Source organism: Qipengyuania atrilutea (genome assembly GCF_013370205.1).
Classification (GTDB): Bacteria; Pseudomonadota; Alphaproteobacteria; order Sphingomonadales; family Sphingomonadaceae; genus Actirhodobacter; species Actirhodobacter atriluteus.
The window spans coordinates 891,725-912,351 of record NZ_JABWGV010000001.1 but is presented as its reverse complement, the minus strand read 5'-3'; the positions used below and the strand labels follow the sequence as shown (position 1 = coordinate 912,351).

At 61.3% G+C, this 20,627-nt stretch carries 15 protein-coding genes and 1 tRNA gene; 6 read left to right on the top strand and 10 right to left on the bottom strand.

What is annotated here, in order from left to right:
- Window positions 1-10: 10 nt before the first annotated feature.
- Window positions 11-1,243 (bottom strand): serine hydrolase domain-containing protein, encoded by a 1,233-nt coding sequence (locus HUV48_RS04495; protein WP_176266530.1) that lies wholly within the window; start codon window positions 1,241-1,243, stop codon window positions 11-13.
- 200 nt (window positions 1,244-1,443) lie between these two features.
- Between HUV48_RS04495 and HUV48_RS04490 the strand changes: the two genes are divergently transcribed.
- The 3 genes from HUV48_RS04490 (at window position 1,444) to HUV48_RS04480 (ending at window position 5,674) form a co-directional block, all read left to right on the top strand.
- Window positions 1,444-2,622, top strand: a complete 1,179-nt coding sequence (locus HUV48_RS04490) for an acetyl-CoA C-acyltransferase (protein ID WP_176266529.1) — start codon at window positions 1,444-1,446, stop codon at window positions 2,620-2,622.
- Window positions 2,622-4,373: a class I adenylate-forming enzyme family protein gene (locus tag HUV48_RS04485; RefSeq protein WP_176266528.1), complete on the top strand. Its 1,752-nt coding sequence runs from the start codon at window positions 2,622-2,624 to the stop codon at window positions 4,371-4,373. The genes HUV48_RS04490 and HUV48_RS04485 overlap by 1 nt, the downstream gene beginning before the upstream one ends.
- A gap of 86 nt (window positions 4,374-4,459) precedes the next feature.
- On the top strand, window positions 4,460-5,674 hold the full coding sequence (locus tag HUV48_RS04480) for a TetR/AcrR family transcriptional regulator (RefSeq protein WP_318656040.1): 1,215 nt from the start codon (window positions 4,460-4,462) through the stop codon (window positions 5,672-5,674).
- Window positions 5,675-5,677: 3 nt separating this feature from the next.
- Here HUV48_RS04480 and HUV48_RS04475 read toward each other — a convergent pair whose 3' ends face one another.
- The 7 genes from HUV48_RS04475 to HUV48_RS04445 all read right to left on the bottom strand — a co-directional run bounded on the left by HUV48_RS04475 (window position 5,678) and on the right by HUV48_RS04445 (window position 15,210).
- Window positions 5,678-6,988 (bottom strand): MFS transporter, encoded by a 1,311-nt coding sequence (locus tag HUV48_RS04475; protein WP_176266526.1) that lies wholly within the window; start codon window positions 6,986-6,988, stop codon window positions 5,678-5,680.
- A 4-nt stretch (window positions 6,989-6,992) separates the two neighbouring features.
- A complete protein-coding gene (locus HUV48_RS04470; protein ID WP_176266525.1) occupies window positions 6,993-8,063 on the bottom strand; it encodes an acyl-CoA dehydrogenase family protein in 1,071 nt (356 codons plus the stop codon).
- A gap of 21 nt (window positions 8,064-8,084) precedes the next feature.
- Entirely contained in the window at window positions 8,085-9,296 is a 1,212-nt protein-coding gene (locus HUV48_RS04465; protein WP_176266524.1) for an acyl-CoA dehydrogenase family protein, read from the bottom strand.
- A 60-nt stretch (window positions 9,297-9,356) separates the two neighbouring features.
- The gene (locus HUV48_RS04460; protein WP_176266523.1) at window positions 9,357-10,832 is read right to left on the bottom strand and encodes an MFS transporter; all 1,476 of its coding nucleotides are present in this window, start codon (window positions 10,830-10,832) and stop codon (window positions 9,357-9,359) included.
- Window positions 10,833-10,836: 4 nt separating this feature from the next.
- The gene (locus HUV48_RS04455) at window positions 10,837-12,306 is read right to left on the bottom strand and encodes an MFS transporter (RefSeq protein WP_176266712.1); all 1,470 of its coding nucleotides are present in this window, start codon (window positions 12,304-12,306) and stop codon (window positions 10,837-10,839) included.
- A gap of 11 nt (window positions 12,307-12,317) precedes the next feature.
- Window positions 12,318-13,613 (bottom strand): acyl-CoA dehydrogenase family protein, encoded by a 1,296-nt coding sequence (locus HUV48_RS04450; RefSeq protein ID WP_176266522.1) that lies wholly within the window; start codon window positions 13,611-13,613, stop codon window positions 12,318-12,320.
- Between the two features lie 127 nt (window positions 13,614-13,740).
- The gene (locus HUV48_RS04445) at window positions 13,741-15,210 is read right to left on the bottom strand and encodes a hypothetical protein (RefSeq protein WP_176266521.1); all 1,470 of its coding nucleotides are present in this window, start codon (window positions 15,208-15,210) and stop codon (window positions 13,741-13,743) included.
- A 68-nt stretch (window positions 15,211-15,278) separates the two neighbouring features.
- Here HUV48_RS04445 and HUV48_RS04440 point away from each other — a divergent pair, with 68 nt between their 5' ends.
- Window positions 15,279-16,289: a D-alanine--D-alanine ligase family protein gene (locus tag HUV48_RS04440; protein ID WP_217906661.1), complete on the top strand. Its 1,011-nt coding sequence runs from the start codon at window positions 15,279-15,281 to the stop codon at window positions 16,287-16,289.
- A 19-nt stretch (window positions 16,290-16,308) separates the two neighbouring features.
- Here HUV48_RS04440 and HUV48_RS04435 read toward each other — a convergent pair.
- Both HUV48_RS04435 and yghU read right to left on the bottom strand, forming a co-directional pair.
- Window positions 16,309-16,383, bottom strand: a tRNA-Gln gene (locus tag HUV48_RS04435).
- Between the two features lie 103 nt (window positions 16,384-16,486).
- On the bottom strand, window positions 16,487-17,338 hold the full coding sequence (gene yghU / locus HUV48_RS04430; protein WP_176266520.1) for a glutathione-dependent disulfide-bond oxidoreductase: 852 nt from the start codon (window positions 17,336-17,338) through the stop codon (window positions 16,487-16,489).
- Window positions 17,339-17,446: 108 nt separating this feature from the next.
- Between yghU and HUV48_RS04425 the strand changes: the two genes are divergently transcribed.
- Together HUV48_RS04425 and HUV48_RS04420 are read left to right on the top strand one after the other, a co-directional pair.
- The gene (locus HUV48_RS04425; RefSeq protein WP_176266519.1) at window positions 17,447-18,463 is read left to right on the top strand and encodes a DNA topoisomerase IB; all 1,017 of its coding nucleotides are present in this window, start codon (window positions 17,447-17,449) and stop codon (window positions 18,461-18,463) included.
- Window positions 18,464-18,547: 84 nt separating this feature from the next.
- Window positions 18,548-20,605, top strand: a complete 2,058-nt coding sequence (locus tag HUV48_RS04420) for an NAD(+) synthase (protein WP_176266518.1) — start codon at window positions 18,548-18,550, stop codon at window positions 20,603-20,605.
- The last annotated feature ends 22 nt before the right edge of the window (window positions 20,606-20,627 follow it).

The window sequence follows — 20,627 nt, the reverse complement described above, 5'->3', positions numbered from 1 at the left end:
GATGGCTCCTTCAGGCGTTGCTGTGGATGAGCGCCGAATAGATCAAGGTCTTGAGCTGTCGGCGGATGGGATAGGTGGAAGACGGATAAAGCTGGGTCATGAACACCATGGTGATCTTCTCGAGCGGATCGATGAAGAATGCGGTGGAATAGGCGCCGCCCCAGTAGAACTCGCCCTTGCTCGCCGACATCAGCGTTCGCGCCGGGTCGGTAACGACGGCAAAGCCGAGGCCGAAGCCAGTGCCGGAATTGCTTGCTTCGCTGAACAGGCTCTCGCTCATTTGCGTCAGATCCGCGCCGCCGGGAAGGTGGTTCGCAGTCATCAGGTCGAGGGTCTTGGGAGCGATGATCCGCTTCTCTCCAAATTCGCCCTTGTTCAGCAGCATGGTGCAGAAGCGGTCGTAATCCCTGATCGTCGACAGCAGACCGCCGCCGCCCGAATGGAAGGAGGCTTTCGGTGCCAAGCGGCTTTCCGTACCCTTGTCGATCAGCCGCGGCGCATTACCGGGGCGGTAGCCGTAGGCGTCTGCGAGCCGATCCTGTTTCGCGGGATCGAGATCGAAGCTGGTGTCCTCCATGCCGAGCGGCGCGAAGATATGCTTCTCAAAATATTCTCCCAGTGGCATTCCGGACAGCCGCTCGACGCAGATGCCCAGAACATCCGTCGCGACCGAGTAGTTCCACCGCGTTCCCGGCTCGAATTCGAGCGGTATCTTGGCGAGTGTTTGTACGTAGTCGTCCGACGTCATCGTATCGCGCGACGTGTCGATATTCGCCTTGCGGTAGGCTGCATCGACACTGGTCCGGTTCTGAAAGCCGTAGGTCAGACCCGACATATGGGTGAGCAGATCGACGAAGCGCATCGCCCGGCCGCGGCGCATCGGCGCGAAACCGAGCGACCCTCCGCCGCCGGCGTATGCGCCGAGGTCCGCCCATTCAGGCAGGACGCGCGATACCGGGTCATCGAGTGCAACCTTGCACTGCTCGACGAGCTGCATGAATGCGACCGAAGTCACGGGCTTGGTCATGCTGGCAATGCGGAAGATCGCATCTTCGCGCATGGCGGTATCATCGCCCTGAAGCGTTCCGCCTTCGTGATAATAGACCGGCTGGCCTTCGCGCGACACCAGCAACTGGACGTTCTTCAATCTGCCGCTTTCGAGGTAGGTCTCGTCCAGAAACGGTCCGATCCGGGCGAGCCGCTCCGTATCGAAACCCAGCGTTTCCGCGTCGCGAATCTCCAACTGTCTCTCCCTCGCTGCGCTTGAATGCAGCCATACCTTCTCTTTATGCGGTGCGCATTAACGCATTTTCGCGGCAATTCAAACATCGTACCCGAAATTCAGAAAAGATTTTGCAAACCTTGCTTCGAAAGTCCTTTCGGGGGTAGGCTTCTTCGAAAGCCAGCCAATGAGTCGGCAAATGGGAAAGGAATGTCCAGGAAATGCGCGACGCCGTCATCATGTCTACAGCCCGTACTCCGCTGTCTAAATCCATCCGGGGTGCTTTCAACGCGACACATCCCGTCCAGCTCGGCGCGTGGTCGGTCGAAGCAGCAGTCGAGCGCGCCGGGCTGGAAGGCGGAGAGATTGAGGACGTGGTGATGGGCGCCGCCAGCCAGGGCGGGGCGCAGGGCTTCAACATCGGGCGTCAGATCGCTTTGAAGGCGGGCCTTCCCGTCGATGTCGCCGGAATGACGATCGACCGCCAGTGTTCGAGCGGGCTGATGGCGATCGCGACCGCGGCGAAGCAGATCATTGTCGACCGGATGGACATTTGCGTTGCTGGCGGCGTGGAATCGATCACCGCGATCCGTAATGCAGCAGGCAAGCCGCAACGCGACGAAGAACTGCTTAAGATGCATCCCGACATTTTCATGCCGATGATTGGAACAGCCGAGGTCGTGGCTAAACGCTACGGCATCAGCCGGGAAGAGCAGGACGCTTATTCGCTACAGTCGCAGCAGCGTACCGCCGCCGCGCAGGAAGCCGGGAAGCTCGACGACGAGATTATCGAAGTCTCCACGGTAATGGATGTAAAAGACCGCGAAACGGGCGAGGTCTCGCAGCAGGACGTGACGATCGGGATGGACGATTGCAACCGTCCGAATACGACGGCCGAGAGGCTGGCCAAGCTCGAACCCGTAATGGGCGAGGGACACACGGTTACCGCCGGAAACGCCAGCCAGCTGGCCGACGGTTCGGCTGCGAGCGTGCTCATGGAAGCGGAAGTTGCCAAGGCGCGGGGGCTCGAACCGCTAGGCCGCTACGTCGGTATGGCGGTCGCGGGGACGAAGCCGGACGAGATGGGGATCGGCCCCGTGTTCGCCATTCCCAAGCTGCTCGAACGTTTCGAACTTTCAATAGACGATATCGGGCTGTGGGAGCTGAACGAGGCATTCGCTGTGCAAGTCCTGTACTGCCGCGACAAGCTTGGCATTCCGGACGACCGGCTGAACGTCAACGGCGGGTCCATCTCCATCGGCCACCCTTTCGGAATGACCGGCGCGCGCTGTGTCGGCCACGCCCTGATCGAGGGGAAGCGGCGCGGCGTCAAACACGTCGTCGTCACCATGTGCGTGGGTGGCGGCATGGGCGCCGCCGGCCTTTTCGAGGTGCTGTAATGGCAAGCGCAGCGAAGCAGCCCAATCTCGCCTCGGCCATCGGATGGGTGCCGCCTCCCGGCTGGCCGGCCCGTACCCGCGCGGAATGCAAGGCACTTCTGACCGCGCCTGGCCAGCGCTTCGAAATGGAAGAGGTGGACATCCGGGGCGTGAAGCTGCGGGTATGGAAGAACGCCCCGCCGAACCTGCGCGCGGTTGCGCTGCTCGGAAAGTCGCACGGCAGCCGCGAATTCGTAATCTACGAAGACGAGCGCATGACTTACGATGCGTGGTTCCGGGCAGTCGCAAAGCTTGCGCACGAGTTCCAGGCGCGGGGCGTCGAGAAGGGCGACCGGGTCGCGCTCGCGATGCGCAATTTGCCCGAATGGCCGGTCGTGTTCTTTGCGGCAGTAACGATCGGCGCCATCTGCGTGCCGCTGAACGCGTGGTGGACCGGACCCGAACTCGCCTACGGGCTGAGCGATTCGGGCACGAAACTGCTGGTCTGCGACGAGGAACGCTGGGAGCGCATCGTTGCACACCGCGGCGAGTGTCCCGATCTCGAAACGGTCTTCGTGGCTCGCTCCGAACAGCCGCTCGAAGGAGCTGAGCGGCTCGAGGACTTTATAGGCGCGCCGCCAGAATATCCCGATCTTCCGGACGGCACGCTTCCAAGCGTCGAGATAGTGCCAGAAGACGATGCGACAATCTTCTACACGAGCGGTACGACCGGCAAGCCCAAGGGGGCGCTAGGCACGCACCGCAATCTATGCACAAACATCCTCTCCAGCGGGTTCGGCGCAGGCTGCGCGATCCTTCGCCGCGGCGAGGCTATTCCCGAACCGCAGCCAAAGACCGGCCTGACGGTTATTCCGCTGTTTCACGTCACCGCGTGTTCGGCGGGACTGATGGGCAATCTCGCTGCCGGAAACACGATGGTCTATATGTACAAGTGGGACCCGGTCGAAGCGTTCAAGATCATCGAGCGAGAGAAGGTTACCTCGACCGGCGGCGTTCCGACGATCGCATGGCAGCTTCTCGAACATCCCGAGCGCAAGCATTACGACCTCTCCAGTATCGAGGCGATTGCTTACGGCGGCGCGCCTGCAGCACCCGAACTGGTGCGCAAGATCCGCGAAGTCTTCGGCGCGCTGCCCGGGAACGGATGGGGTATGACCGAGACGATGGCGACGGTGACCGGCCATTCGTCGGAGGACTACCTCAACCGGCCCGACAGCTGCGGCCCGCCGGTGGCCGTCGCCGATCTCAAGATCATGAGCGAAGATGGCACGCGTGAGCTGCCCGTCGGGGAAATCGGCGAGCTATGGGCTCGCGGTCCCATGGTCGTGAAGGGTTACTGGAACAATCCCGAAGCGACGGCAGAAACTTTCGTCGACGGATGGGTCAGGACCGGCGATCTCGCCCGGCTCGACGAGGAGGGCTGGTGCTATATCGCGGACCGCGCGAAGGACATGATCATCCGCGGAGGCGAGAACATCTATTCATCCGAGGTCGAAAACGTTCTCTACGACCACCCTGCGGTGACCGACGCTGCGCTGATCGGCTTGCCGCATCAGCAGCTCGGCGAGGAACCGGCGGCGGTCGTTCACTTGGCGCCTGGCATGGAAGCGAGCGAGGAAGAACTCAGGGAATGGGTCGGCAAGCGCCTCGCCAAGTTCAAGGTGCCGGTCAAAATCGCATTCTCTGAAGAGACGTTGCCGCGCAATGCGAACGGAAAGATACTGAAGAAGGAACTCGGCAGCTTCTTCTGAGGACAGCGCCGTCCGTGCCGTTGGCGCGGGGCGGACAGTGATGTAGGTCGGCCGTGACGGGGAAGCGGATGGCGAAGAAGTCCGACGTGACAAAGAAATTCGGCGAGAAGCGCAGCGCCATCGTTCATGCAGCATCGGTTCTCATAAACGAGGCGGGGGTGAAGGCGACCACGCTGACCAAGGTCGCGCGGGCGATCGGCCTGAACGCGACCAGTGTCACGTACTATTTCCCGCGCAAGGACGAACTGATCGTCACCGTTTACCAGGAAACGATTGCACTTCTGAAGTCGATGGCATCCGAAGCGCTGGCCGAGGAAACGCCGCAGGAGCGGATTGCGAAGTTCGTGTCACTGCACGTTGCACTGCGAGACCGGATCCGGCGCGGCGAACGCGGCTTGATGACCGCGCTGTCGGAGATCCGCTCGCTCGACCAGGAGTATCAGGACGACCTTCTGCTGCAGTACCGCGAAGTCGTGAACGACGTGCGCAGTTTCTTCGGTGAGCCAGAGGACGACAAGGAGTACGCGCTGTTTTCGGTCCGTGCGCACATCCTTATCGAAGCGATGCTCTGGTGGCCGGTTTGGTCGCTGCGCTATTCGGTGCTAGATTTCCCGCGGGTCGAGAAAAAGATCGTCGAGATATTGTGTACCGGCATTCCGGCAAAACCGGGCCGGTGGGAGCCGCTTTCGCTCGACGGCGGCGCTTGGCGGACCAGCGACGACGAGGCCACGCAGCAGAACGACGATTTCCTCCGCGCCGCGACGGTCATGATCAACGAGCGCGGCTACCGCGGTGCGTCCGTCAACCGGATTGCGGAAGCGCTCAATGTGACGAAAGGCAGCTTCTACCATCACCATGATGCGAAAGACGATCTCGTTATGGAATGCTTCCAGCGCAGCTACGACCGGCTTTCGAAGGTGCAGATGGTCGGGCTCGAACTGGAGGGCGATTACTGGACCCGGCTATCAAGCGTGCTGCACGAACTTGCCGACGTTCAGTTTTTTGACCCCATGCCGCTGCTGCGAACGACTGCGCTGCAGGCGCTCGACAGCGAGCACAAGACCGATGTGGTCATGCGCTCGAACCGGCTCGCGCGGCGCTTTGCCGGTTTTCTGATCGACGGCATCGTCGAGGGTTCGGTGAAGCCGGTCGATCCGCTCGTCGCCAGCCAGATCATCATGTCGACGCTGAACGGCGCATATGAGGCACGGCGCTGGGCGGCTCGCTTCGATGACGGCGACGAGGCAATCAGGACATATCTGTCCGTCCTCAGCGAAGGCATTCTCGCCAAAGCGGCCTGACGACTAAACGGGTACCCGGTTACGCGGCTCGCCGACCTTCACGACCAGCATGATCAGCGCTGTCACGAGCGCTGCCAGAACGATGGCGAACAGCGGCATGAATCCGCTCGCCGCGACCAGCAGACCCGCAGCGATCGGACCGGCTGCCGCAATCGCGCCTTCCAATGTCGTGACGAAGGCGAGGCGCATCGGAATGTCTTCGGTCTGCCCGAACTCGAGGACCATTGTCGTGGACGCCAACATCCAGCCCGAACCGCCAACGCCGAGGCAGACGAAAGCCGCGTAGATGGGCACGGCAGTGCTCCCGACGATGAGCAGCGCGACCCCCGCGATCGAACTGGCAAGCGCCAGCCCGTAGATCAGCTTGAAGCCCCAGCGGTCTCCGAGCGGCCCCCAGAGTACGTTCGATACCGTGTCCGATCCAAGAAAGACGAAGCTGAGCCCGCCGATCAGTGCTCCGTCGAGACCGAGCTGGGTCCCTGCGTAAACCGTCCAGAACGGGCCGCCGACGCGCGCCATGACGGAAAAGCACTGGACGACCGAAAACCAGGCGAAGTCCCGGTCCGACAGCAGTTCGGGAAATTGCCTGATGCGCTGCATCATCGGCATTTGCGGCCGCGATACTGGGGCCGCAGGCTCGCGGATCATGGTCTTTAGCACGACCAACCCTGCGCTGGTCAGAAGAAACGCAAACAGGAATGTGGTTGCGTAGCCGTTGCCGAGCCATTCGTCGGCAATGAGATAGTTGCCTGCAGCCCATGCGAGGATTGCCGCGATCAACCCGCCGGCGAAGTTGCGATAGCCTTGCAGCCGGCCGCGCTTGCGGATCGGGATAAGCTTGCTCATGAGCATCTGGAACGCGACCCTCTGCGCCCCGGTGAAGAAACCGAGCAGCAGGAAACAGGCGAAGGTCGCGAACAGCAGCGCATTGCCGGTCAGGAAGTATCCCGTGAGCGCCAAGCCAAGAATCATCAGACGCATCAGCGAGCCGACGCGGATCGCATAAGGCAGGATATGGCTGCGGTGCTCGATCCGCGATCCGCTGGCGATCGGGCTGATGGTCGCCCCCATCTGCAGCAGCGCCGCGCCGAGACCGACTGCGGCGGTGCTGCCCGTCAACAACAGCAAATAAGCGGGAATGATCGTCGGCGCATAGATCAGACGGAAACCCGTCATCCCCAGCACACCGTGAATGAAGTTGGCGCGGTAGTTGCGCTTCAGATTGTCGTCGACGAACCGCGCGTGTTCGGCCAGCGCGCGGCGTTGCGCGCTGGCCGGATCGTCCAGACCATCGGGATCCCCGAGCGGGTCCAAAGCCTCAATAGCCGCTCAGACTGGCGTAGCGGTCCTTGAGGTAGGAGGTGCTGCCGAAGCTCGCTTCGAGGACGCGCGCCCGCTTCAGATAGAAGCCGACATCGTACTCGTCGGTCATGCCGATGCCGCCGTGCAGCTGAATGCCTTCCTTGCTGACGAGATGAAGCACGCGGTTGGCTTCCGCCTTCGCCATGGTCGCAGCCTGACTGGTCCGGAAACCAGCGTCAAGCGCCTGCAATCCGCCCTCGACGGCGGAGCGCATCAGCGCCAGATCGGCGAACAGATCGGCCATGCGATGCTGCAACGCCTGAAAGGTCGCGAGCACCTGGTTGAACTGCACGCGCTGCTTCAGATAATCGAGCGTGGTATCGAACACCTGCTGCGCCATGCCAAGCATCTCGCAGGCGGTCAGAACCCGCGCGCGGTCGAGCACTTGTTCGAGCAGATCGTCCCCGCCGCTTGCCAGCTTGTGCGCGGCCGCGCCGCTGAATTCGACGTCGGCGTGATTGCGCTGGTCGGCGAGACTGCGGTTGTGAAGCGTCACGCCATCGCCAGCCGGTACGAGATACAATCCGTCTGTCGCCGCGACGACGAACAGACCTGCGCCGTGGGCTTCGTGGACGAACTTCTTCGTTCCCGACAGCTTGCCGTCCGATACGGCCGCCTCGATCTTCGAAGGATCGTGACGAGCGCTTTCGTCGACCGCCAGAGTGGCGACTACCTCACCGGAAGTGATCCTGGGCAGCCATTCCGCTTTCTGCTCGTCGCTTCCGCCGAGGATGATGGCGGACGCAGCGATAGTAGTGGCGACCAGCGGGCTGGCGGTCAGTGTCTTGCCGAGCTGTTCGACCACGAGGCCAGCAGAGAGCCAGCCGAAGTCGGAACCGCCATGTTCTTCGGGGATGATGACCCCGGTCCAGCCCATCTCCGCCATCGTGGCGTAGACCGAACTGTCCCACGCCTGCGGGTCGCCCGCGGCGCGAACCTTGCGCCATTCGGTGACCGGGCTTTCGTTCGTGGTCCACTCGCGCGCCATGTCGCGCAGCATTTCCTGTTCGTCGTTGAGAACTGCCATGTCTGGTGCTTTCCCGTTATCTTACTGGTGATCGAGCATGCCGAGCACGCGCTTGGCGATGATATTGTTCTGGATCTCGGTCGAGCCGCCGTAGATCGTCGTTGCCTTGCCGAAGAGCCATGCGCGCACGCCGGAGAGTTCCGCTTCTGTGAAGCCTTCGCCTTCCCAGCCAAGTCCCTGCATTCCCATGATCTCGATCGCGAGTTCGGCCCGTTCCTGCCCGAGTTTCGTGCCGACCTTCTTCAGCACAGAGCTGATTTCGGATACGCCGCCCTCGGCCTTGCTTTCCTCGGCCGCACGCCGTGCGGTCAGCAGGAACGCGTTCCAGCGGATTTCGAAGTCGGCGATCTTGTCGCGCAGCACTGCATCCGCGATCCGCCCGTTATCGTCTGTCTCGACGTATTTCTTGGCGATATCGGACAGGCTGGCGCCCATGAGGCGCGCCATGCTGCCGCCGCCCGACAAGTTCGTGCGCTCGTGCTGAAGAAGCCGCTTGCCGATGGTCCATCCCTGGCCTTCCTCACCGACGAGGTTTTCCTTCGGCACCTTCACGTCGTCGAAGAAGGTTTCGCAGAACATGCTGAGACCGCTGATCATCTGAATCGGCCGGACCTCGACGCCCGGCGCATCCATGTCGATCAGCAGGAAGCTGATGCCCTTATGCTTGTCGGAGCGGTCGGTGCGGACGAGGCAGAAGCACTTGTCGGCCCACTGGCCGCCGCTCGTCCATGTCTTCTGGCCGTTCACGACGTAGTGATCGCACTTGTCCTCTGCCATCGTCTGAAGGTTTGCGAGGTCGGAGCCGGCATTGGGTTCACTATAGCCTTGGCACCACCGGACTTCGCCGCGGCAGATAGGGGGGATGTGCTCCTTCTTTTGCTCTTCGCTGCCAAATTCGAGCAGGGTGGGGCCGAACATCATCACGCCCATGCCGCCAATGGGGTTGTACGCCCCGGCGCGCGCGAATTCTTCGTTCAGGATCGCCGCCTGTTTGCGCGTCAATCCGCCGCCGCCATATTCGGAAGGCCAGGTCGGCGTGCCCCAGCCGCGCGCGCCGACAGCCTCGCGCCATTTCTTCTGTGCCGGGGTTTCGTCGCCCGGTCCCTCGACCGCGGACATGGCATTGCCCTGTCCCTTCAGTTCTTCGGGGAAGTTCTCTCCGATGAACTGGCGGACTTCGTCGCGGAAGGCCTCCGTATCGCTCTTCTGTTCAACATCAAGTTGGGTCGCCATGGTGCTCTCCTGCGAAATTGGCGGGGCGCTGCGGCCCGCGATAGGTAACTAACAAATAGGTCATTCGGCCGGATCCGGTACCCGGTCCGCGTTGTAGGCTGCGGCGCGCTGCCGTTTTTCCAGTTCGGCTAGGCTCGCTTCGTGGCTCGCACGGTCGATCCGGTAGCCGAACAGGAAGCCCGCGCCGCCGATGTATAGCACGATCAGCGCCGGGACATAGGCAAGGGCGAGCGCGCGGGGGATGGCCGGATCGATGCTCGCCGGGTCCATGCCGGGCACGATCCCGACGAAAGATACCAGCATACCTGCCGCGAACACTCCGAGGCCGGATGTGCTTTTCTGCATGAGCGTATTCGCCGCGTAGAAGAGGCCCTCACTCCGGCGTCCGGTCGCAAGCTGGCTTTCTTCCACCACGTCGCCGACCATCGCGTGGGTCAGGACCGCGGACGACACGCCGCACATCTGGAAGATGCCGGAGAACAGGAAAATCGCCGGCACGAGCAGCGGATCGCCGTTCTCGAAGAAATTACCGCTCAGCCGCAGCAGATACGGCGTGCTGCCGAAGATTACTGCGATCACCGCGAGGCCGAGCGCGGCGTTGCGCTTGCCGAACCTGCGAGAAGCGATCGGCGCGACGAACAGCGCCAGGAACGCTCCGACGAGAGAGTCGATGGTAAGGATCGCGAGCTGCGCGGAATTCAGACCCCACAGATACGTACCGAAATAGATGTTGAGTGCAGAGGTCATTCCGACCGCGGTATATTTCAGGACGCCGAAGCACAGGATGGCGAGAAAGCCCTTGTGCCCGAACGTGCTCTTCATCTGCACAAGCGTCTTCAAGGCACCGATCTTCTCCCGCGCCGGGGGCATCTTGAAATACTTGATCCGGTGGATCGTCCCGAGGCTCGAAATGAGGATGGCGGCGAACATAATTGCCGCTCCGACGATGGCGAAGGTCTCGTAGCCGTTGGGATTGAGCTGGCCGACGGGATATTCTTCGGTTGGCGCGAGGAACACCAGCAGCGTCAGGAAAGCCATGCCGACACCGCCAAGATAGGCGAAAAAATAGCGGTAGCTGGCGATGGAGGTGCGCTCGTCGTAATCGCTCGTCAGTTCGGGGGCGAGGGCGCTGCTCGGTATTTCGAAGAAGGTGATGAAGGTCCGCACGCAGCAGCCCACGACGAGGATGTACCAGAACATTCCCATCTCGCTCATGCCTGACGGCGGAAAGAACAGCAGCAGCAGGCTGGCCGAAGCGGGTATCGCGCTCAGGAACATGAACGGGTGGCGGCGGCCCCACTTTGTGCGCAGCGTGTCGGACCATTGACCGACGACCGGATCGGAGATGGCATCGACGCACAGCGCGACCAGAATGGCGAAGGACACGAGGTCCGCCCGGACGCCGATGACCTGGTTGTAGTAAAGGAGCAGGAACGAGCGGAAAGCGACGTCCTTGACGCCGTATCCGACCGAGCCGAACCCGTAGAAAAGCTTGGTGAACAGACCGAGCTTGGGAGCAGAGGTATCCGTTACCATGGCCCTAGCGCGCCGGCGACCCGAAGGCCCCGTCCCTGATGGTCTGCTCACGCGCCTGCGCCTCCCGCGACCGCAGCCGCTCGAGGTTCTCGCGGTGCGAAGCCTCGGTAATCGGGTAGAACAGCAGGATCAGCGCGCCCACGATCCACAGGGCTGCCGAAGCCGGAATGTAGTGGATCAGCAGGCTCTTCTCCATTGCAGTCGTGACGTCCGATACCGCGACCTGCTCCGGGAACTGCGACAGTTCGAGGACGATACCCGCAACCAGAATGCCAAGCCCGGTGGAGCACTGCTGCATGAAGCTGGAGGCGGCGAAGAACACCCCGGCAGTGTGCTGGCCGGTACGTACCGCGTGGTCCTCCACCACATCGGCAAGCATTGACGAGGTGTTGATGAGCGAAATCGCGATCATCGCCCCGTACACCGCCCCGATGAGGAACAGCGTCGGCAGCAGCATCGGATCGCCGGGCGCGAAGAACGCGTCGAAATAGGTAAGTACCAGCGGTGACAATCCTAGGAGAATGCCGAAGATTGCCATGAGCATCGAAGTGTTGCGCTTGCCGAGCCAAGCCGAAAACTTCGGCGCAAGCGGCGCAGCGATTGTAGCCGCGACGAGGCTGTCGAAGGTAAGCAGGGCTAGCTGGTCAGCCTCCAGCTTGAAGACGTAAGTGCCGAAATACAGCGTCGTTGCGGCGTACAGCCCGATCGCGGTGTATTTCAGAACGCCGAAGCCAAAAATGGAGAGGAAGCCGCGGTTGCGGAATGCGCTGAACATCTCTTTCAGGTGCGAGGGCGGGGTGGCTCCTTCGCCTAACTCGTCGCGTTGGCGCAGGTAAGGAACGCGTTTCAGCGTGCCGAACCCGCAGACGAGGATCGCGATGAAGATCAGCACACCGCCGAGCCAAGCGAATTTGACGTAGCCTTCGGGGTTGAGCTGGCCGCGCTCGAATTCTGGCGTGGCGACGAAGAAGACGGCGAGCGAGAACGCCGTGAAGCCGAACGTGCCGACGTAGCCGAACCAGTATCGGAGGCCGAAGAGCTTCGTGCGTTCAGAATAGTCCTCGGTCAGTTCGGGATTCATGGCGCTCGAGGGTATCTCGAAGGCGCTAATGGACATTCGGGTCAGCGAGGCGATGGCGAAAATCCAGACGCCCATCTGCAAGTCGGACAGGCCCGCAGGAGGAAACCACGCCAGCACGAAGAACGCGGCCGTGGGTAGAGCAGACCCGAAAATGAAGGGGTGACGGCGGCCGATGGGCGAACGCGTCACATCCGACCAGCGCCCGATGAACGGATCGGCCACGGCATCGATCAGCAGGGTCAGTGCAATCGCTCCCGATACGATTGCGGCGGGAACGCCCAGCACCTGGTTGTAGAAAAGCAGGAGGTAGGTCGAAAAGGCGGCGTTCTTGATGCCGTTCGCTACCGCTCCGAAACCGTAGCTGATGCGTTGGCCGCGCGTGATCGGGGGCATGGCCACCGCGCTTACTCCGCCGCCTCCATAAAATCCTCGACAGGATCGTACATGTCTTTCGCGCGCGCGCGCCGTTCGATCAGCGAGTAGTCCGGGAACATCGCATCCTCGACATCGCGATACTGACGCAAGTGCTGCTTTGCGACCGTGACCTTGTGCACCTCGGTCGGGCCATCGGCGATGCCCATGACCATAGAGCCGATGAGGCTGCCGACGAAGGGCATCTCGTTCGACACGCCGAGCGAGCCGTGAATGTGGATGCAGCGGTGCGCGATGTCATGATAGACCTTGGGCATCAGCGCTTTGATGGCGGCGATGTCTTTCCGAACCTTTCGGTAGTCCTGATATTTATCGATCATCCATGCGGTCTTGAGGACGAACAGCTTGAACTGCTCGAGTTCGATGTAGCTGTCGGCGATATGCATCTGCACCGCCTGGTAATCGGCGATCGTTCCGGTGCGTGTCTTGCGGCTGACGGCGCGGCGGCTCATCGCGTCGAGCAGCCGCCGGCAGTTGCCGACCGTGCGCATCGCATGATGGACGCGGCCGCCGCCAAGACGGGTTTGCGAGATGGCGAAGGCGCCGCCGCGTTCGCCCAGGAGATGGTCCGCAGGGACTCGAACGCCGCTATAGCGGATGTAGCTTTCCGAGCCCTCTTCCTGTCCGTAGACGCCGACGTTGCGGATGATCTCGACGCCCGGCGTATCGACCGGGACGATGAACATGCTCATGCGTTCGTGACGCGGAGCGTCCGGATCGGTCACGGCCATTACAATGAGGAAATCGGCCCACTTGCCGTTGGTGGAGAACCACTTCTCGCCGTCGATCACCCATTCCTCGCCGTCCTGCCGGGCCGAGGTGACGAAACTGGTGGGGTCCGATCCGCCCTGCGGTTCGGTCATGGAGAAGGCAGAAACGATCTCGTTCTGGAGCAGCGGCTGCAGATACCGCGTTTTCTGTTCCGCAGTTCCGTAATGCGCAATGATCTCGGCATTGCCGGTGTCGGGAGCCTGACAGCCGAAAACGATCGGCGCGAAACTGGCGCCGCCCAAAATCTCGTTCATAAGGCCTAGCTTGACCTGGCCGTAGCCCTGTCCGCCGAGTTCGGGACCCAGGTGGCAGGCCCACAAACCGCGCGCCTTGACTTCTTCCTGCAATGGCCGGACCAGCGCGTTCCGGCGCGGATTCTTTACGTCGTACGGGTGAATGCCGAGAAGCCCGAGCGGTTCGACCTTTTCCCGGACGAACTCTTCCATCCAGTCGAGCTTTTCCTGAAATTTAGGGTCGGTCTCGAAATCCCATGCCATCGCAAACTCTCCACATCGGCACGGTTTTCCGCGCTCGCCAAAGGAGCATACCTAATTTTCAGAACAGCACAAGGGATAGCGACGTATGCTACGCGCCGAAACTGGGTTGGGCTTGGGATGGAAGCGTTCAGGGAGATCGTATGGAGAGTGCCAAACCGATCTGCTCCATTTCGGCTGCGAGCGAAGAATACAGTGCAGCTTCTTCGAGTTCGGCAAATGCGGTCACTTGCGGCATTGACAACCCGACACGCATTGTTCCGCCCCATTCTCCACTCTCCGTACGGATGCAGCGCACTGGCTGACCGAGCCGCAAGCCAGACAACGCCAGCTTGCGGTGGAGCGCTTGTGCCATCTCTAATGTCCGGGAATGCGCGCGTCCCGACAAATTAAGAGTGACCAGCGTCTGCATCGCAAGCATATGGCGATCGGCCGCATCAACGCGGGTATGTTCTACGGAAGCAACGAGGGGCAATCCGAAGCGCCCCACCAGAACGTAGTGAACGGCTTCCTGAAACGCGGCGATAACGCTGGCGACCTTCTCGAACGCCAAAGCCTGAAACCGCTCAAGTTCAAAAATCGATGCTTCGAGCCGAGCGAGAAGTCCCAAATTCGGCTCATCCGGCAATATCTGTAGTCCCTTCCATTCGGAAGGAAGCTCTGCACGCGCGAATATCGTCGCCAGTCCGGCCGGGAAGGCGGCGACCCTCGCAAGGAGGCCTAACGGGAAGATAGCGAACCCGCTGAACGGAGGACCACCCATGAATTTCGAACCGGTGAGGAGCACGATGGCTCCGCGCTGCAGATAGGTTTGCAGCGACGCGCTCGTAATGCGGGCTTGGCAGGCATCGACGACCACCGTCATCCGATCGCCCCAACGTTCCTGAAGCCCGCCAAGGCCCGCCGCATCGGGCAGTATTAGGCCGGTCTTCGATCCATGGACTACGTGAACCAGCGTGTGTCTGTTGTCTGCTACAGCGGAGGTGAGCTGTTCGTCGATCGCCGCAACAATCTCGTCGCTGGTGCGGACGGCACCCTTAGCGGTCCTGACGGGAATATCGGTAAGTGTGACGTCTTCCAGCCCCCGGACAGGGGATCCTGGACCGGTCGAAACGCCGCGCGGCGTGCACGATGCGAAATAGCGCCCGTGCGCGGAATGGATGCAGCCGCTGCCGACTTCGTCCGCTCCGAGAAGAACGTTATGCACTTTGCCCGCGTACTCCGCATGCACGGCTGCGAGAGCGAGATATTCCAGGTCGGTCCCCGAAGCTGCGAATGCGACCGGGTACTGCGCGCTGAGCCCGTATGCAGCACGAATACGGGCGCGCAGGTCTTCCAGCGCGGTAGCATAATCGGTTTTTCCATCCCATGTCTTAGAAAGGTGCCTGAAGGCCGGAAGAGACAGGTCGTTTGCCGTCGATGAAGCGTATGCAAGAACGCTGGACGGGTAGGGCGCGGAAAAGTACTTGTTCAACCCCGCCGCCCGGTCGAGCACTATCCGCTCGTCCCCGCCTGTCGTCAGGATATCCGCCACTGCCGCGACCGGTTCGTCAGCGGAAACGCGTGGGGAAAGGTAGGGAAACGGTTGATTCGGCGTCATGTAACTTCCATTGGCGAAGATAGCAGAAGCCCTATCGGTTTCTCGTCTAAAAATTGAAAGAGAAGCACTTGTATCCTTCCGCAATTACGCCGCGGCAAATCGACGATCAGACCCGCGAACGCGTTCGTTTGCTCTTCATTGCGAAGCACGCGCTGGGCGATGGGTCGCTGCATCCGGACGACGGCAATCACGCAATCTACCACAAGGAAATAAGGACGATCCTTGAGGGGCTGGGATTGAACCTCATGCTTGCCGACCGGTTCGAGGTGCTGTTCGACAAACCCGAAGTCGATTTCGTTTTTCCGCTGCTCAACCGGGCGGGTTTCTTCAACTCGGAAATGCTCGGTCCCCTTCTTTGCCAGCGGCACGGCATCCCATTTCTCGGCGGAAGCCCAATCATCCGGGGGTTGGGAGACGACAAGCACCTGACCAAGCTTGCCGTCAGCGCTCGCGGGGTTCCGACCGCGCCGTGGGCGATCTATCGCCGCGGGGCAAAAGTTCTGGAAGATTACTGCCCGCCCGCCGAGCGATGGGTGGTAAAACCAAATGCCTCCTCGGCAAGCTGGGGCGTGACCGATGCGACCGACTGGAAGGGAGTCGAGGCGGGCGTCGCGGGCATCCATGACCAGGGACATGACGCGATTGTCGAACCGTTCGTGTCCGGTAGTGATGTGGAAGTTCCCTGCATCACCATCGGCGAACCGGTCATCATGCCGATGATGATTTTCCGTCAAGGTGATCCCGATCACCTGCGGACCTACTATGAGAAGCGCGATCTCGTTGATCGTGCAGGAAAATATTCGCTCGACCCCTTCGAGAACGACGCTGTGGCGCAGAAGATCGCCGAATATACAAGTAAGCTGTTCCGCGAATTCCATCCGTTCGATTACGGGCGTTTCGAATTTCGGGTGAACGAGGAAACCAGCGCAGTGCAGTTTTTAGAAGTCAACTTGAACTGTAACCTTTGGTCGGAGAAAGTCTTCGGACGCTCCGCCAAGCTCGCCGGCCTAACGCATCCGCAGCTTATCGAGACGATCCTCGCCAACTCGCTCGAACGGAACGGGGTTATCGCGTCCTAACACCGCAGTTTGAGAAAAATGGCTGGGGTGGCAGGGATCGAACCTGCGAATGCCGATACCAAAAACCGGTGCCTTACCACTTGGCCACACCCCAGCATGCCCGAACCGTGTCCAGGCGCGCTCCATATAACGCGGCGGGAGCGCATGTGAAGGGGGTGTTTGGCAGGGCGGCCGATTAGCGCTCCCGGCGCGTCAGGTCAGACGTCCTTGCCGTCGAAATCGGCCGCGGAATGGCGTTCCTGCAGCTGCGCGTTTTCGTCGCCCCACGTCTTGTTGACGATGCGCCCACGCTTCACTGCCGGGCGTTTTGCGATCGTATCGGCCCAGCGTTTCACATTCTCGTATTCGTGGATCGATAGAAACGTCTTCGCATCGTTATAGATATCGCCCGTCGTGAACGGAGCCATCCATGGGAAGGCAGCAATGTCCGCGACCGTGTATTCGCTGCCTGCGAGATATTCGCTTTCGGCGAGGCGCTTGTCGGCGACATCGAACAGTCGCTTCGTTTCCATTGCGTAGCGGTTGATGGGATATTCGAATTTCTCCGGTGCGTAGGCGTAGAAATGGCCGAAGCCGCCGCCGATGAAAGGCGCGCTTCCGATCTGCCAGAACAGCCAGCTGAGCGCTTCGGCGCGGGTCTTGCCCGCCGGCATGAAGGCGCCGAATTTCTCGGACAGGTAGAGCAGGATCGCGCCGCTTTCGAAAATGCGCACCGGCTCTTCGCCGCTGCGATCGAGTAGGGCGGGTATCTTGGAGTTCGGATTGACCGCGACGAAGCCGCTCGAAAACTGCTCGCCTTCCCCGATGTTGATCGTCCAGGCATCATATTCCGCGCCCGTGTGGCCCGCCTCGAGCAGTTCCTCCAGCATGATGCCGGCCTTCACCCCGTTGGGGGTGGCAAGCGAGTAGAGCTGGAGGTCGTGCTCGCCAACGGGCAGTTCCTTCTCTTCGCGCGCACCCGCAGTAGGCCGGTTTATGTTCGCGAACTTGCCGCCGTTTTCCGCATCGTGGGTCCAGACTTCGGGCGGGGTATAGGTGCTATCGGACATTCGCGGTTCCTTCGTTTTGCCTGTGCCAGTGCAGGTGGGAGCGCGGCTCAAATCCGCAAGTCCCGCTATTTCTCGGGAGCCGAAAGGCTGGTGCGGCGTTCGCTCAACATGGCCAGTCATCCTCCCAAACTGATTTTCGTAGATGACGATCTGCCCGGAATTACGCGCAAGCGGTCTGGGAAGGGCTGGTCATATTACGACGTGGAAGGCTATCTCATCAGAGACGCGGCAGAACGCAAACGGCTGAACGCCATTGCGCTGCCGCCTGCCTATACCGACGCATGGTACTGTCCCGCTGATAATGGCCATATTCTTGCGACCGGCATCGATGCGAAAGGGCGCAAGCAATATCGCTACCACCCGGATTTTCGCAGCTGGAAAGAAAGCGAGAAGTTCGACGGTTGCGCGGTTTTCGGAAACCTGCTGCCGCTCGTGCGCAAGCGGGTGGAGCAGGATCTGGCCGGACGCCTGCTGACCCGCGAGCGTGCGATCGCGAGCGTCGTGCGGCTACTCGACCTCGGGGCGGTGCGGGTCGGTAACGAAGGCTATGCGAAGCGCAACAAGAGCTACGGCGCAACGACCCTCCGCCGCCGCCATGCCGAAGTGACGGGCAAGACGCTCAAGCTTCGCTTCAAGGGCAAGTCGGGCAAGATGCGCGAGATGACGCTGACCGACAGCGCGCTGGCCTCGGTCGTGCGCAAGATGGAGGATCTGCCGGGACAGAACCTGTTCCAGTACGTCGATGACGACGGCGAACTGCACAAGGTCTGCTCGAGCGACGTGAACGACTATCTGTGCGAGACGATGGGTCAGCACTTCACCGCTAAGAATTTCCGCACCTGGCACGCGACCGTGCTGGCGTTCGAGATGCTCGCGGAAGCCAAGGAAAAGCTGACGATCAAGGCGCTGCTCGAACGGGTGGCCGAGCACCTCGGCAATACGCCTGCGGTTACGCGCCGAAGCTATATTCATCCGGCGATTTTCGAACTTGTCGACAGTCAGGAGAGCTGGCGCGAAGGCCTCCGCCTGCCGCGCACGACCAAGTGGCGCACGCGGGCCGAACGCGGGCTGATCGATCATCTGGAAAGCGCCCCGCCGGCCGAAGAACTCCTTGCGGCCGCCTGATAACGCTTCAGCAGATTTGCTGGCATCGGCAACACGCGTTAGGTGAAAGCCGTTTCCTCTCTTGGCCAAGGATCTGCCGCGAACATGAGCGATACGAAGGGTCACCCCTTTTACGACCTGCACACCCACGGTTTCGTCCGGGTCGCGACGAGCACGCCGAAGGTGCGCACGGCGGATGTGCGCTACAATGCGGACGGGATCATAGAGGAAGCGAAGCGGGCCGATGCAAAGCACGTCGACCTGCTGCTTTATCCCGAACTGTGCTTGTCGTCCTACGCCATCGACGATCTTCATCTACAGGCGGCGCTGCTCGATGCGGTGGAGAACGAACTGACGCGAGTCGTGAAGGAAAGCGAGAATATCGCAGCCGTGCTCGTCATCGGGGCGCCGCTGCGTCACAAGGGCCGCATCTATAATTGCGCCGTCGCCATCAAGGCCGGCCGTATCCTCGGCATAATTCCGAAGAGCTTCCTGCCCAACTACCGCGAATTTTACGAGAAGCGCTGGTTCTCGCATGGCCGCCATTGCAAGGGACTGGTGATGGAGGTCGCCGGGACCGAGGCTCCGTTCGGCACAGACCTGATCTTTTCGGCGACGGGCCATGCGGGCTTCACTTTCGGAATGGAGATCTGCGAAGACTTCTGGTCGCCGGATCCGCCTTCGACCCGCGCCGCACTCGCCGGCGCGACGATCCTGCTGAACCTGTCGGCATCGAACATCACGATCGGCAAATCTGACGAGCGGCACATGCTTTGCCGCGCGCAATCGAGCCGAACAGTCTCGGCCTATGCCTATTCGGCGAGCGGTTACGGCGAAAGCACCACAGACCTGTCCTTTGACGGACAGGGCATGATCTACGAGCTTGGCGAACTCATGGTCGAATCGGTGCGCTTCGATCACCACGCCGAACTTTGCGTTAGCGACATCGACACCCACCGCATCCTCAACGAGCGGATGCGCATGCAGACGTTCGGAACTGCGGCAGAAGCGATCGGCCGGCCGGAAGACTGGTACCGGACCATCTCGTTCGAGCACGACGTGACCCGCGGTGATGTCGGACTGATCCGGCCGATCCGCCGATTCCCCTTCGTGCCCAACCGACCGGAAAAACTGGATGAGGACTGCTACGAGGCGTTCAACATCCAAGTCGATGCGCTCATGCGGCGGATCGAAGCGACAAATGCGCAATCGCTGGTCATCGGCGTATCGGGCGGGCTCGATTCCACCCATGCCCTGATCGTCGCGGCGAAGGCGTGCGACCGGCTGGGCAAGCCGCGCAGTTTCATTCGCGGCTATACCATGCCGGGGTTCGCGACGTCCGATCACACGAAGGGCAATGCGTGGGACCTGATGCGCGCGCTCAGGATCACGGCCGAGGAAATCGACATTCGTCCCGCAGCCGAGCAAATGCTGAAAGACATCGGCCACCCGTTCGCGGGCGGAGAGCCGGTATACGATACGACGTTCGAGAATGTGCAGGCCGGCCTTCGCACCGATTACCTGTTCCGGCTCGCGGGGCACCACGGGGGCTTCGTGCTCGGCACGGGCGACCTCAGCGAACTCGCGCTCGGCTGGTGCACGTACGGGGTCGGCGACCAGATGAGCCATTACGCGGTCAACGCCGGGGTCCCGAAGACGCTCATCCAGTATCTCATCCGCTGGACCGAGCGCACGAACCAGTTCGATCCGGAGGCCGACAAAGCCTTGGACGCGATCGTCGATACCGAGATTTCGCCCGAACTCGTACCGGCGGGCGAGGAAGGCGAGATACAATCGACGCAGAGCATTATCGGACCGTACGAACTCAACGATTTCTTCCTTCACCACACCATCCGTTGGGGGCAGAAGCCGAGCAAGATCGCCTTCCTCGCTTGGCATGCATGGAAAAATAAGGACACGGGCGAATGGCCGCTGGAATTTCCCGAAGCGGCGAAGAATGCCTACGATCTCGATACGATCGCGCATTGGCTGGAAAAATTCTGCCAGCGCTTCTTCACCTTCAGCCAGTTCAAGCGTTCGGCGCTGCCCAATGGACCCAAAGTGTCGAGCGGCGGCGCACTTTCTCCGAGAGGCGACTGGCGCGCGCCCAGTGACGCGGTCGCGGATGTGTGGATCGACGAACTACGTGCCAACCTTCCCTAGAAAGGCTACCGTCGTGCCATCG